The organism is Bacillus sp. FS02 (assembly GCF_024398395.1).
GTDB lineage: Bacteria > Bacillota > Bacilli > Bacillales > Bacillaceae > Bacillus > Bacillus altitudinis.
On sequence record NZ_CP074101.1, the window covers coordinates 523,193 to 537,151 of the forward strand.

Here is a 13,959-nt window from a genome sequence, read left to right on the forward strand (position 1 = left end):
TGCGGGGGATAAAGTTGAACCTGTAATCTGTAATGGAAATTGGGCTTTTTAAAGAAAAAAGACATCCTCATGTGGATGTCTTTTTTCTTTATGTTTATGCATACAGTTCTTGTAGTCTTTTTTGAATCTCTTGATCTGATAAGAACTCATCATAAGTTGTTTGCTTATCAACGATGCCATTTGGCGTCACTTCGATAATACGGTTTGCAACTGTTTCAACAAACTGATGGTCATGAGATGAGAAGAGCATAGCCCCTTTAAAGCTCATTAGACCGTTATTTAGCGCTGTGATGGACTCTAGGTCTAAATGGTTCGTCGGCTCGTCTAACAGCAAAATATTCGCTCCAGACAGCATCATTTTTGATAACATACAACGAACCTTTTCTCCACCTGATAAGACGCTTGCTTTTTTCTTCACTTCTTCCCCAGAGAAAAGCATACGGCCTAAGAAACCACGCAGGAAGCTTTCACTTTGATCATTAGGAGAATATTGACGAAGCCAATCAACAAGATCTAAATCGCTTCCTTCAAAATATTCACTGTTGTCTTTAGGGAAGAATGCTTGAGATGTTGTCACGCCCCATTTAAATGTCCCGCTGTCTGGCTCCATTTCACCAGCAAGGATTTTAAATAAAGTAGAGACAGCAAGTTCATTACGGCTTAAGAACGCAATTTTATCCTCACGATTCATAATAAAGCTGACGTTATCAAGTACTTTTACACCGTCAATCGTTTTTGATAGACCTTCTACTTGAAGGACATCATTTCCGATTTCACGCTCTGGCGCAAAATGAACATAAGGATATTTACGAGAAGATGGTTTAATGTCATCTAGCGAAATCTTATCAAGCAATTTCTTTCTTGATGTCGCTTGCTTCGATTTAGATGCGTTCGCACTGAACCGAGCAACGAATTCTTGAAGCTGCTTAATTTGTTCTTCTTTTTTCTTGTTGGCATCCTGGCTGAGTTTTAATGCCAGCTGGCTTGATTCATACCAGAAATCATAGTTTCCGACATACACTTGAATTTTTCCAAAGTCAAGGTCTGCAATATGCGTACATACTTTGTTTAAGAAATGACGATCATGCGATACGACGATGACGGTATTTTCAAAGTTAATGAGGAACTCTTCTAACCACTGAATGGCTTGTAAGTCCAAGTGGTTCGTTGGCTCATCGAGAAGTAGAACGTCAGGCTTACCGAATAAAGCTTGTGCTAAAAGCACTTTTACCTTTTCAGATCCGCCAAGCTCAGACATTTTCTTCGATTGCAGGCTCTCTGGAATACCAAGACCTTTTAATAGGATCGCAGCTTCACTTTCTGCTTCCCACCCGTTTAACTCAGCAAACTCACCTTCAAGCTCTGCTGCACGAATCCCGTCTTCATCTGAGAAATCAGGTTTCATATAAATCGCATCTTTTTCCTGCATCACATCATATAGACGTTTGTGACCCATGATGACGACTTTTAACACTTCAAACTCTTCGTATTCAAAGTGGTTCTGTTTTAAAATCGCTAAACGTTCACCAGGACTCATATGAACATCGCCCGTTTGGGCTTCAATTTCTCCAGAAAGAATCTTTAAGAACGTTGATTTACCAGCTCCATTGGCACCAATTAGTCCGTAGCAGTTGCCAGGAGTGAACTTAATATTTACTTCTTCAAATAATTTACGATCAGCAAATCGCAAACTAACATTATTCACTGCAATCATTTATTAATCCTCCATCACTCATTCATCAATATGAAGTATAACATGAATAACGATTGATAGAAACGTCTCTCGCTAAGAACAAAGGCTTTTTGTCCAATATGGTATAATAAGTGGGAATGTTTTTATTGAAGGAGTTCGGGCGATTTGAGATTACTCACACTCATGGAATACTGTTTATTGATTTTCTTTATGGGCATTTATTTATCGGCGACAGGCTTTAATGCAAGAGACTTTGGCCTTTATATTGGGCTTGTCCTCATTTACACACTGGTCCACATCTTTTCAAAACGCTTTTTACAAAAGCGCGGAAAAGACAACGTGAAAATTGGATTATTCCGTTCTGTTTTGGCGATTACCGGGTCCGTTTTCGCTTCTGTTTTGGCCATTGTCATCATTGTCACGATGCTCACACCAAATTAAAAACGACCCTACATGAAGGGTCGTCCATTCAAGCACCTTTCTTACGCAATGAGAAAGGTGTATTTATTGTGTTTGTCGAATATCGCCAAATGGGAAGAAAACAAATTCTGATGTGCCGACAATCCGATCCTTTTCAATGAGTCCGAGTCCATTTCGACTGTCCATAGAATTCAGTCTGTTGTCACCCATAACAAAGTAGTCGTTTTTCGGTACTTTCACTGGACCAAAATCTCCTGTTAAATGTACCTCATACTCTTTGGCATGCGCCTTGTTCTCTTTTAAATAAGGCTCATCTACTTTTTTACCATTAATGTAAAGCGTATCATCCTTCATTTCAATCGTGTCGCCTGGAAGGCCGATCAATCGTTTGACATAATGAATTTTCTGACCGTCTTTTCCATTAATAATCACGATGTCACCACGTTTGACTCCACCGAGATAGTTGATGGTTTTGTTAACAAACAGCTTTTCTCCATCATGAAGGGTTGGTTCCATTGACTCTCCTTCCACCACATACGGCTCAAAAATAAACGTACGGATGATGAGGACGAGGGCAAGTGCAATTAAAATGGCTTTGATCCATTCAAACAGAGAACTTTTCTTCTCTTTTTTGGCTTGTTTCTCATCAGATTGAATGTCATTTTCGTTTTGTTTGTTTTCTTCGTTCAAAATACTGCTTCCTCCTAAGACTTTCTGCTAAAAGACTTGAAACGCGAATTGAATAACTTTACTTTATCACATGTCATTTAAAAATTCACAAGACAACCATTCAATTAGATATTTTTTCCTAATTTGCTGATGATTAAACAAAAAGAAGCACCGCTCTTCACGATGCTTCTTTTCAAATTAAGCTTCTTGTCGGACTGGTTTTTTTAGAATTCCGAGAAGTAGCGCTGTAACAATGGCACCGATTAAGATGCTGATGATGTAAAGAACTGGATGGTTTGTTACCCAGAAAACGAATAGTCCGCCGTGCGGTGCAGGAAGCGTCACTCTAAAGAATTCTGTTAATCCACCTGCAACAGCTGCACCAATCACAGCTGAAGGAATGACGCGCAGAGGATCTGCCGCTGCAAACGGGATCGCCCCTTCCGTAATGAACGCAGCTCCCATGAAGTAACATGTAATACCTGCTTCGCGGTCACGTTTAGAGAATTTGTTTCTAAAGATCGTTGTCGCTAGGGCAATTCCTAGCGGCGGCACCATTCCACCTGCCATAATCGCAGCATGCGGTGCATAGTTGCCAGCAGCAATCATCGCAAGACCAAATGTGTAGGCCGCTTTGTTAATTGGACCACCCATATCAATGGCCATCATACCAGCTAAAATAATCCCCATTAATACAAGGTTTCCAGTACCAAGTGATTCAAGCCAGTGTGTTAATCCGTCCATCACCATTTTAACAGGTGTGTTGACGATGTAATGCATGATAATCCCTGTAAAGAAAATACCGAACAATGGATAGAGCAGAACTGGTTTAATACCATCGAGCGACTGTGGTACAAAAGTGAATACTTTTTTGAGCAGCACCACAATGTAACCAGCAAGGAAACCAGCAATCAATCCACCTAAGAATCCAGCTCCTGCTGCTGAGGCCATGAATCCGCCAACCATACCTGGTGCGAAACCTGGACGGTCTGCAATACTCATTGCGATAAATCCAGCTAGTACAGCAACGATTAAAGCAAGTGCATTATCTCCGCCAATCCCTTTTAATACAGCTGCAAATGAATTGAAAGAAGGATCTTTAGGGTCAGCTGAGTTAATTCCCCAGAAGAATGAAATCGCAACGAGAATACCGCCCCCAACAACAAACGGAAGCATGTTGCTTACACCGCTCATTAAGTGCTTATAGAATCCACTTCTTCCCTTGCCTGACGATTCATTCTCATCTTTTGAAGAACTGCCGCCTGAACCTTTATAAATCGGCGCATCTTGATTGATGGCTTTTTCGATCAATTCTTGCGGACGGCGAATTCCAGCTGTCACAGGTACTTCAATGACATGTTTGCCTTTAAAGCGTTCCATTTCAACTTGTTTATCAGCTGCCACAATAATAGCTGGCGCTTCTTCAATTTCTTTTGCTGTCAGGGCATGTTTAATTCCACTAGAGCCGTTTGTCTCAACTTTAATGTCAACGCCCATTTCTTTTGCTTTTTCTTTCAAAGCATCTGCGGCCATAAATGTATGCGCGATGCCTGTTGGACAAGCTGTCACCGCTAAAATTTTAGCAGGTTTTCCCGGTGCAGCCGGTTCCTCTTTGACTTCCTCTTCTTCTTCTTCATCGTCTTTATCATGTGTATTGATAATTTCAATGATTTCATCTTCAGTAGCCGCTTCAAGAAGCTGCTTTCGGATCTCTTCACGCATGAGAAGTGTGGATAAACGAGAAAGTGCTTCTAAATGCGTGTTGTTTGCGCCTTCAGTTGCTGCAATCATAAAGACAAGATGACTTGGCTGTCCGTCTAATGATTCATAATCTACACCAGCTGTTGAACGACCAAATGCAATGGCAGGTTCTTTCACACTTGCTGTTTTCGCATGAGGAATCGCAATTCCTTCTCCGATTCCCGTAGAGCTTTGTTTTTCACGATTAACAACAGCTGCTTTGTAGCCTTCTTTATCATTTAATTTACCAGCTGTATCTAATACAGTGACCAGTTCTTCAATAACGGCTTCTTTTTGCTGGCTGTCTAATTGAAGCTTAATCGTATGCTTCGTGAGTAGTTCTGTAATTTTCATGATGACTCCTCCTTTAAATGCGTGTGACTTTTACTTGTGGCAATAATGTATCGACAAGCTCTTTTGTTCCAAGTTCCTCAGAAAATGCTGTAGCACTTCCTGATGTGACGCCAAGCTTAAATGATTCTTCTATGGAAAGGCCTTTAGAAACGCCAGCTAAGAATCCTGCAACGACTGAATCCCCTGCACCAACTGAGTTGATCAGCTTGCCTTTTGGAACATTAGATTGAAAGATCCCTTCCTTACTGAATAAGAGAGCGCCGTCTCCAGCCATAGATACAATGACATGTTCAGCACCTTGTTCCAACAGCTTTTTCCCATAAGGAATGGCTTCTTCTGCAGATGAAATACTGGTTTCAAACATTTCACCTAACTCATGATGGTTTGGTTTCATTAAGAATGGTTTCAGATCTGCTGCTTTTTTTAAGGCTTCTCCAGAAATATCAAGTACTACTCTTACCCCTTGCTTCGCACATACCTCAGCAATGCGCTCATATGTGTTATGAGGCAGTGAAGAAGGAATGCTACCCGCTAATACAACGACATCGCCTTCTGTTAATGAAGTGAATTGGGATAAAAACGAATCGAACTGTGCTTCAGTAATACTTGGACCGAGCCCGTTGATTTCTGTTTCTTCGCCTGTTTTTAGTTTCACATTGATACGTGTATCTTCTGACACCTCATGAAAGGCTGTTTGTAATTGTTCGTTTTGTAAAAAGTCTTGAATATATTTGCCTGTAAAACCGCCAATGAATCCAAGTGCTTTTGATTCAACACCGTGCCGTTTTAAAAGCCTTGAGACATTGATTCCTTTACCACCTGGATATTTTTTGTCATAGGTTGAACGATTTAAACCGCCGACCGCAAAATCCTCCACGTGTACGATGTAATCAACTGATGGGTTTAAAGTAACTGTATAAATCATGTTTTCACTACCTTTATAACCGTTTTTTCATGGTAATTATCGAATGAATCCTCTTTTGCGTCGTTTGTGATAATGGTGGCTTCCTGTAAACTAGCAAAGGCTGAAAACGATATTTCGCCAAACTTTGAGGCATCTGTTAAGATGTAGGTTTTTTTCGCCTGCTTCATAGCTCTTTTTTTAATGAGTGCTTCTTCTGGATCAGGTGTTGTAAACCCTGCCTCGGGATGAATGCCGTTCGTCCCAACAAAGCTTTTGTCAAAACGGTAATTTTCCATAGCTGTCAAAGCTGCGGCTCCCACCATGGCTCCTGTTCGATGTTTCACTGATCCGCCTATCAGGTAAAAAGAAATGCCTTTTCTCATGAGTGCTTCAATGTGCATGACACCATTTGTCACCACCACGATATCTTGATCTGGATCGATAAAGTCAATCATTTGCTGTGTTGTCGTACCAGCATCTAAGTAAATACAATCGCCTTGTTTTAAAATTGATGCAGCTGCCTCTGCAATCAATGACTTTTCATGAAGGTTTTTGGCAGATTTCTCAAACACATCTGGTTCAAGACGAATACTAGATATTTTAGCAGCTCCTCCGTGAACTCTTTTAAGAAAGCCTTTTTCTTCGAGGGCTGATAAATCTCTTCTAATTGTAGATTCAGACGCATCCGTCATAATCGTTAAGTCCTGTATTTTGATGACATCGTTTTCTTCTAAATAGTCGATAATGAGTTGATGTCTTTCTGGTGTGAGCATTGAAAACACCCCCTTTTGAAAACGTATTCATTTTGCGCGCACCTTTATTGTAATCGCTTTTTTCAACATTATCAATACAAAACAATCAAATACATTCAATAACTATCAAAATCTTTCACAATGGTCATCTTACCTTTATATGTACCATTTGTAAACTGAAAAATATGTGACATTGAGAAGAAAGTCATGATATTAGCATTTCTATCATTTTTCATTTCATTCAATTGAACGAAAAAAAGCCTTTATGCGTTTTGCATAAAAGCTTCAGGTGTGGAGCAGCAGGCAATATATCTCGTTCTACCTTCTTGTCAGCACTTTGAAAGTTAACTTTAGGATTATTCATATCTAAGTGATTCAATCGGATCGAGCCTCGCTGCTTTATTGGCAGGAATCAGTCCAAAAATAATACCAATGAGCATACTAAATAGGACGCCTCCACATACGATTTGCCACGATACAAGAGAAGGCCACCCTGCAAACAGTGACACAAGTGAAGCACCTCCGAAGCCAAGCGCAATTCCAAGTAACCCACCGATCAGTGTAAGGACGACAGACTCAATTAAAAACTGAACGAGTATTTGAGCCCTAGTTGCCCCAAGTGCCTTTCGAATTCCGATTTCTCTTGTTCTTTCTGTGACAGATACGAGCATAATATTCATGACACCAATGCCGCCAACAAGTAATGAGATTCCAGCAATTGAGCCAATGATTGTTGTCATGACAGACGTAATTTGACCAATGCCTGCTGCAATCTCTTCCAGATTGATCATTTCGTAAGCATCGTCTGTATGGTGATTTTCATTTAAGCGTGCAGCCGCACTCTTTCCCACTTCTTTCATTTGATCAGCATGTGCGACTTGAATAGACAACTTATCATATTCTTTCACACCAAATGCAGTTGTCAGCATTGCAAAAGGGACATATATTTCATTCATATCAAATGAAAACAGCCCTTCCTGTTTTGCTAAAACTCCGATCACCTCAACCGGCTGTCCATTCATCCAAATCAACTCGCCTACTGCCTTCTCTCCATTAAACAATTCTTTTTGTATCCCTTCTGAAATAACAGCTGCCCTTCTTCCGCTCCTAAAATCGATTTCACGTAAGTCCTGTCCTTCTGCTATATGTAAAGAATGTACATTCGTGTAGCCTTCATTAATCCCATTGACCGTTGCATCTATTGTTGTATCTTGGAATCTTAATTGCATGCCTTGTGCAGTGGAGGAGGCAACCTGTTTAACCCCATTCAATGCTTGAACACTTTGAATGTCTTCTTCAGTAAATGTGGCTTCAAATAACGCATTAGGATTCGCATTTAACTCCTCATCAGAGGGTGTATAGGTCATATCAATGGTATTGTTTGGCCCTGAAATTGATTCTTTCAGCATTTGCTCTCCGCCTTGACCGATGGCAACGACTGCAATCACTGATCCAACCCCAATAATAATGCCAAGCATTGTTAAAATAGACCGCAATTTATGAGCTAGGACAGAATTCAGCGCTATTTTGATATTTTCAAAGAGTTTCATTCATTGCGTCTCCTTGTATCAATCTATCTTGAACGAGGCGTCCATCTCTTACAACGACTATCCGGTTTGTATACGCAGCTATTTCTTCTTCATGAGTAACGAGCACAACCGTTGTTCCTTCCTCATTGAGCTTTGTAAACTGTTCCATAATCGAGCCGCTCGTTTTTGAATCAAGAGCGCCTGTTGGTTCATCTGCCAAGATGAGCTTCGGCTCATTGACAATCGCTCGTGCGATGGCTACTCTTTGCTTTTGACCCCCTGACAACTCGTTTGGCATATGCTTCATTCGATCTGCCAAACCAACCTTTTCAAGTGCCATTTCCGCACGTTCTTTTCTTTCCTTTTGACTGATACCAGCGTAAATCATCGGAAGTTCAACATTTCGCCTCGCATTTAATCTAGGCAGTAAATAAAATTGTTGAAAAACAAAACCAATGGATCGATTTCGAATCACTGCGAGTTCTTGATCCTTTGCTGCCGACAGCTCCATACCTTGAAAATGGTACTGTCCGGAGGTCGGGTGGTCCAAACAGCCAATGATATTCATTAACGTTGATTTTCCAGAACCGGACGGGCCCATAATGGACATATACTCGCCTTTACCAATGACGAGGTTCACATCACTTAATACATCAAATGTCTCCTCAGCGACTTCGTAGCTTTTTGTCACGTTTGAAAGCTGAATCATTCAGCATTCACTTCCATTCCGTCATACATATCATCTGATGGCTCTGCAATGATTTGATCTTCTTTTGTTAAACCTTTCGTCACTTCAAGATCTTGACCTGACGTTTCACCTAATGTCACTTTTACTTTCTTCAGTGCATTCTTTTCAACAACATAAACGTATGATCCATCTTTCTCTTTTTTCACGGCTGTTTCAGGAATTGTGAGCACTTGACGCTTGTCCGTTTCAATTTCCATGATCATTTTAAAGCCTGGTTTTGCATCCGGCTTTTTCCCTTTTATTTCAATTTCGACTGGATATTGTACGGTTTGATCACTAGCAGCTGTTTCTGCTGTTGACTGGGCAGGCACAGTGCCCACTTTTTTCACCACTCCTTGCCAGCTCTTTCCGCGAATGACATCAGACGTTACCTTTACTTTTTGTTTCTTTTTGACTTTCATAGCGTCATACTCAGTGATTAAGCCTCGTACGATCATTTTTTTCTCATTGCCAATATGGATCACCGGCTGCCTCTCTTCTAGCTTCCCTGCGCCAGCATCTTGCTCGATGGAGATGACTGTTCCTTCAATTTTGCTATGTATCGTTAAATTTTCTATTTGTGCCTTTACTTTTTCTTGGTTAAGCTCCGCTTGTTTTTGCTCTAATTCAGCAGCTTTGAGTTCGAGTTCAAGCTGATCTCGCTCGTTTTTCGAATCAGAGCCCACCTTTTTTCCCTGATTTTCATCTAATGTATTGAGTCTATTTTGTAATTGTTCAAGCTTTAGTGTACTTGATTCAGCCGCAAGTGCTTGCTGCTGTTCTTCAAGCTCCAGTTCCTTATTTTCATATGTTAGGAGCGGTGTTCCAACTTTCACCTTTTCTCCTTCTTTCACAGCGATATGATTCAGGCTTCCCTTCTCCTCTTCTGTATAAATGAATTGCTCCTCCGAGAATGAAAGTGTTCCAGGCGTCATCACCGTAGAAGTTATTTCTTTTGATGCAAGTTGGACTGTTTTAAATGATGCCGTAGAGGCAGGCTTTGATTGGTTTTTTGCAATATTAAATCCAATAAATAGACCAATCACAATAATGATAATGGATCCGATGATGATTTTCTTTCTCATAAAAACATTCTACCCCCAGCTTAATGACATGTTAATGGTGATTGTGGTTCCTACATATTGAAAAATTAAAGATAGCACATAAAAGACAGCTACAATGATCCAAGATATTTTTGGCGAAGTGCGGCCGACTTTGATCAATAAAAAGCCTGTTAAAACAAGATTCCAGATCACAAAAAGATCGATATTTGCTAACACGGCATGCCATGGACCAGACATTCGAATGAATGCGTTTAATGAGGTAACCGTGATATCTTTTGGCACATGAAAAAAAATGATCGCTAAATGAGAAATGATCGTACCAATGATCGTAATAGGTGTGATATAAAGCACACCTGAAAATAGCTGCTGAAACGTTGCATCACCTTTTGCTAAAAAGACGATGAACTTGTATACGGCAGTATTAATGACAATCCCAATGACCAAACCAATGAGCGTGATCACATAAACGAAAGGGATTGGTAAAATTAAATCTGCCCACATTCCTTCATTCACTAGCTGAGACAAATAAGTGACAACAACTGTTAATACAAGCACACATGATAAAGGCCACCAAACGAATGGCTGCTCCCACACTCTTTTCAAATGCTCTGATGGTCTTGTGCTTACGCCTATAATTGTGGGTTTTTGCGTTGTTTCTTTCATCAAATGTCATCCTCTCCATGTGCTGTAAGTATGGAAACGTTTTTTCATACTCTTGTTGTTCCTATTTTATCAAAAGATTGCCAATAAGTGATAGATCATTTGATTTTCTTATTTTCATAGTGATAGGATTGAATCTATTATTCTATTTTCATGAACGACATCCTTCAAATGATACCTTGATCCGACCATATTCATATGAAAAAATCATGATTTTACTGACTGAAAAACATTTTATGAAGTAAACAACATGTCTTTCGGAATAAATATCCTTTTCCTTTGGATTCAGATGGTCTCATTTAGACACAACAATTTTTTGTTAAAATATTCCTAGTAATTTCAATGAATCCCGGCTTTATAGGACTATGTTTAGCGCCTTTTATAGAACAGATAAGCCTTTAGTATCAATACTTTCATATTAAAAAAATAAAAATAAAAGGATTTTACTTGATCAAATGTTATTTTTTCATATAATGTAAAATAGAGGTAGGTTAAATGATAGTGGAAATGGAGTCAAGTGAATGTTAAGAGAAAAATTGAAAATGCAATTGATTTTACTTTATGAAAAGGAACAAGAAGCATGGCAATACTTTCGAAAGGAAAGAGAACTGATTTATCATGAGCTTAAATTACTTGATATGAAAGAGAGCAGACCTTCTAATGACAAAATATACTACGCAGCAAGGTGTGTAGATATTATTAAAGAAAAAAAGGGAAGCATCGTGAGCACAAAAGAACTAAAAGAACAGCTTCAAGCTCAAACAGATTTCAATGTGAGACGAATCAGCGAATTGTATGATCTCATTCAACAGCTCGATCCTCACATTTCTAAAGCACGCCGGGGATGTTTTATTTACGAAGATCATACCCAAGTACCTCTACAATCTTTTCACACATAAAAAAATTGGTTACAGCCGCTGGCCATAACCAAATCCTCTAATATCTATTATCCACCACTTACAGGAGGAATGAGTGCAACAGTGTCCCCGCTACGCACTTCAGCATTTCCCCTCGTATATATTTCGTTGACTGCAACCATCACGTTTTGTGCAGTATCAACACCATATACCTCCTGTAATTCTATTTTAATCTCATCAACCGTTGTTTGATCTTTTTGAATGATGATTTGTTGTTTACCGGCCTTCTCAGCAAGGCCGGCGAACAATAATACGCTAATCATGCCGCTTCCCTTCTTTCTCGTTAAGTTGGAGAGTACTAGGTTTTCCTTCAGGGTAAGAAACGGTTTCAAGCTGATCACCTATCCAAGCCTCTCCATCTTCCCAGTATTCCTTTTTCCAAATAGGAACTATTTCCTTTATTCGTTCAATCGCATATTCATTGGCTTCGTATGCAGCTTTCCGATGAGGTGATGAAACAGCTATTGCCACTGCAATGTCACATATCTCAAGAATGCCAATACGATGCACAATGGCAGCTTCTGTATCAGGCCAGCGTTTTTTAATTTCTTGTCCAATTTGACTCAACATATTTTCCGCCATTGGTATGTATGCTTCATATGTTAAACGCAGCGTTTTTTTGCCATTTGTCCATTCTCTTACCGTGCCTATGAATGTCGTAATGGCTCCCGCTTTGCGTCTTGTGACATGCTGAATCAATTCATTCACATCAATTGGCTCTTTTGTGATCTTAAAAAGTTCATTCATAAGACGCTTCCCCCTTCAATAAATTAAAAGCAAATGTGATCCCGCGCTTGTCAAATGCTGAAAACACAGGAAACGGGTATTTCTCAGAGAATTGTATTTCTTTATTGAAATAAATGGCTGCTTGTATATGAGAAAGCGTCGAAAGATCAATGAGTTCCTGTTCGTCTTTGACACACAGGATTTTGCGGTAAGGCGCCTGTTTGTATCCTTCGATCAAGACGGCATCTAAAGGAAGATGCTGACACATGTTGATTAGTTGTGTGAATGTCATGTGCCGTATGAAAAAGTGACATTCACCTTCTCCCTCCACACCTACGGCAAATGCACCCGCTTGAACATATCGATCCGTATCTTTTTGTTTGGACAGACGGTCTGGTTTTCCGCCATGTCCATGATGTTTAAAGCAGCCTAGCTGCATTTCTTCTTCATCCGCCAGCTGACATAATTTTTCGATCAGCGTCGTTTTACCACTATTTTGAAAGCCCACGACTTGTAGAATGTTTAATTTGTCATCCAACATGAAGCACCGCCTTCGTGGTGAAATAGCAGAACGCTGACCTGGTCACCTGCACTAAACCCTCTTGTTCCTCCAGGCAAAACAATGAAACAATCAGCATGAGCAATAGATGACACCGCACTAGATTTATCAAGACCTGTTGGCGTCACACTCAGCTGGCTGCCAGCGAAATCAATTGATGCTCTAACAAATCGAGTGAACGGATTGGCTTTTGGAAAATCATGTGTCAGCTTCGCCTCAGTAAAAACAGGAAATGGATTTTCTTTCAAACACCATTTATAAATGATCGGTTTGACAAATAGTTCAAATCCAACAAAACAGGCAGCCGGATTTCCTGACAGCCCATAAAGCAATTGACCATTTGGCAACGCAGCAACGGTCGTCACACTTCCAGGTCTCATCGCCACTTTATTAAACAACACCTCTGCACCTAATTTTTCATAAATAGCAGGTAAAAAGTCAAAATCACCTACCGATACACCACCTGTTGTGATGAGCATATCAACTTTGCTTAAGGCTGCTTTTACTGCTTCATAGCTTTGATCAAAATCATCGGATACACCGCCTAAATCAAGCGGTTCTCCTCCAGCTTCAAGAACCTGGGCGTAGACCATGCTCAGGTTACTGTTTCTAATTTTACCGTCCACCATGGCATCACTTACTTGTAGGAGCTCGGTACCTGTTGAGATGATACCGATCACCGGTTTTTTGACGACTGGCACAACCGCATACCCGAACGTTGCCAATATCGCCGTCACGCCTGGTGTTACTTTTGAGCCTTTTTTGATCATGACGTTCCCTTTGAAGGTCTCTTCTCCTTGCCGAGAAATATTGTCCCCCTTTTTCAGCGGTCTTTTAAGTGACATCAACGATTTACCGTCTTTTTCGAAGGTTTTCGTCAATTCGAGCATGATCACAACATTTGCTCCTTTTGGAATCTTCGCTCCTGTCATAATGCGAATCGCTTGAAAAGGACCGATCGTTTTTGCAGAAACAATACCTGCCCCAATATGATCAATGACCTCAAATTCAACCGGATGCTCGCTTGATGCTTCCTTTGTATCTTCTGCCCGAAGTGCAAAACCATCATACGGAGAACGATCAAAGGCAGGAACATCATGGTCTGCTAAAATATCCTCTGCAATCCATCTTCCAAGGCTGTTCTTTAAAGGAACCCATTCGACTTTTCCATGTTTTTGAAATTGGTGGACTTTCTTTACTGCCTCTTCTACTGGAATTGGCTGTCGTCTTTCCATCACTTCTCAC

General features: G+C 40.3%; 15 protein-coding genes. 2 read left to right on the top strand and 13 right to left on the bottom strand.

The annotated features are described in order from the left end of the window. Positions 1-94: 94 nt before the first annotated feature. Positions 95-1,714, bottom strand: coding sequence for an ABC-F family ATP-binding cassette domain-containing protein (locus KFQ09_RS02645; protein ID WP_007498620.1), 1,620 nt, complete (start codon positions 1,712-1,714; stop codon positions 95-97). 144 nt (positions 1,715-1,858) lie between these two features. Here KFQ09_RS02645 and KFQ09_RS02650 point away from each other — a divergent pair, with 144 nt between their 5' ends. Then, the gene (locus KFQ09_RS02650) at positions 1,859-2,134 is read left to right on the top strand and encodes a hypothetical protein (RefSeq protein WP_008345136.1); all 276 of its coding nucleotides are present in this window, start codon (positions 1,859-1,861) and stop codon (positions 2,132-2,134) included. A gap of 63 nt (positions 2,135-2,197) precedes the next feature. On the opposite strand, the gene lepB is transcribed toward KFQ09_RS02650, so the two are convergent. The 8 genes from lepB to KFQ09_RS02690 all read right to left on the bottom strand — a co-directional run bounded on the left by lepB (position 2,198) and on the right by KFQ09_RS02690 (position 10,515). Beyond that, on the bottom strand, positions 2,198-2,770 hold the full coding sequence (lepB, locus tag KFQ09_RS02655) for a signal peptidase I (RefSeq protein WP_035392647.1): 573 nt from the start codon (positions 2,768-2,770) through the stop codon (positions 2,198-2,200). A 210-nt stretch (positions 2,771-2,980) separates the two neighbouring features. Continuing rightward, positions 2,981-4,876, bottom strand: coding sequence for a PTS fructose transporter subunit IIABC (locus KFQ09_RS02660; protein WP_046527028.1), 1,896 nt, complete (start codon positions 4,874-4,876; stop codon positions 2,981-2,983). A 13-nt stretch (positions 4,877-4,889) separates the two neighbouring features. Next, on the bottom strand, positions 4,890-5,801 hold the full coding sequence (gene pfkB, locus KFQ09_RS02665; RefSeq protein WP_017359406.1) for a 1-phosphofructokinase: 912 nt from the start codon (positions 5,799-5,801) through the stop codon (positions 4,890-4,892). Continuing rightward, positions 5,798-6,553, bottom strand: coding sequence for a DeoR/GlpR family DNA-binding transcription regulator (locus KFQ09_RS02670; RefSeq protein ID WP_065460290.1), 756 nt, complete (start codon positions 6,551-6,553; stop codon positions 5,798-5,800). The genes pfkB and KFQ09_RS02670 overlap by 4 nt, the downstream gene beginning before the upstream one ends. 335 nt (positions 6,554-6,888) lie before the next feature. After that, positions 6,889-8,082, bottom strand: a complete 1,194-nt coding sequence (locus tag KFQ09_RS02675; RefSeq protein ID WP_041092427.1) for an ABC transporter permease — start codon at positions 8,080-8,082, stop codon at positions 6,889-6,891. Further along, positions 8,069-8,770, bottom strand: a complete 702-nt coding sequence (locus tag KFQ09_RS02680; RefSeq protein ID WP_007498627.1) for an ABC transporter ATP-binding protein — start codon at positions 8,768-8,770, stop codon at positions 8,069-8,071. Before KFQ09_RS02680 ends, KFQ09_RS02675 begins: the two co-directional genes overlap by 14 nt. Then, positions 8,767-9,873: an efflux RND transporter periplasmic adaptor subunit gene (locus KFQ09_RS02685; protein WP_255836007.1), complete on the bottom strand. Its 1,107-nt coding sequence runs from the start codon at positions 9,871-9,873 to the stop codon at positions 8,767-8,769. The genes KFQ09_RS02680 and KFQ09_RS02685 overlap by 4 nt, the downstream gene beginning before the upstream one ends. Before the next feature lie 9 nt (positions 9,874-9,882). Then, positions 9,883-10,515, bottom strand: a complete 633-nt coding sequence (locus KFQ09_RS02690) for a YknW family membrane protein (RefSeq protein ID WP_129548266.1) — start codon at positions 10,513-10,515, stop codon at positions 9,883-9,885. A gap of 518 nt (positions 10,516-11,033) precedes the next feature. Here KFQ09_RS02690 and KFQ09_RS02695 point away from each other — a divergent pair. Further along, positions 11,034-11,411: a Rok-like winged helix domain-containing protein gene (locus tag KFQ09_RS02695; protein ID WP_008345156.1), complete on the top strand. Its 378-nt coding sequence runs from the start codon at positions 11,034-11,036 to the stop codon at positions 11,409-11,411. A 47-nt stretch (positions 11,412-11,458) separates the two neighbouring features. Here KFQ09_RS02695 and moaD read toward each other — a convergent pair whose 3' ends face one another. From moaD to glp, 4 genes are read right to left on the bottom strand one after another with little or no spacing between them, the layout of a single operon-like run. Next, entirely contained in the window at positions 11,459-11,692 is a 234-nt protein-coding gene (gene moaD / locus KFQ09_RS02700) for a molybdopterin converting factor subunit 1 (RefSeq protein WP_008345159.1), read from the bottom strand. Further along, positions 11,685-12,176: a molybdenum cofactor biosynthesis protein MoaE gene (locus tag KFQ09_RS02705; RefSeq protein ID WP_074042053.1), complete on the bottom strand. Its 492-nt coding sequence runs from the start codon at positions 12,174-12,176 to the stop codon at positions 11,685-11,687. Before KFQ09_RS02705 ends, moaD begins: the two co-directional genes overlap by 8 nt. Further along, complete coding sequence (gene mobB / locus KFQ09_RS02710; protein WP_074042054.1) at positions 12,169-12,696, bottom strand: molybdopterin-guanine dinucleotide biosynthesis protein B; 528 nt, start codon at positions 12,694-12,696, stop codon at positions 12,169-12,171. The genes KFQ09_RS02705 and mobB overlap by 8 nt, the downstream gene beginning before the upstream one ends. After that, positions 12,678-13,952, bottom strand: a complete 1,275-nt coding sequence (gene glp, locus KFQ09_RS02715) for a molybdopterin molybdotransferase MoeA (RefSeq protein WP_074042055.1) — start codon at positions 13,950-13,952, stop codon at positions 12,678-12,680. The genes mobB and glp overlap by 19 nt, the downstream gene beginning before the upstream one ends. Between the last annotated feature and the right edge of the window lie 7 nt (positions 13,953-13,959).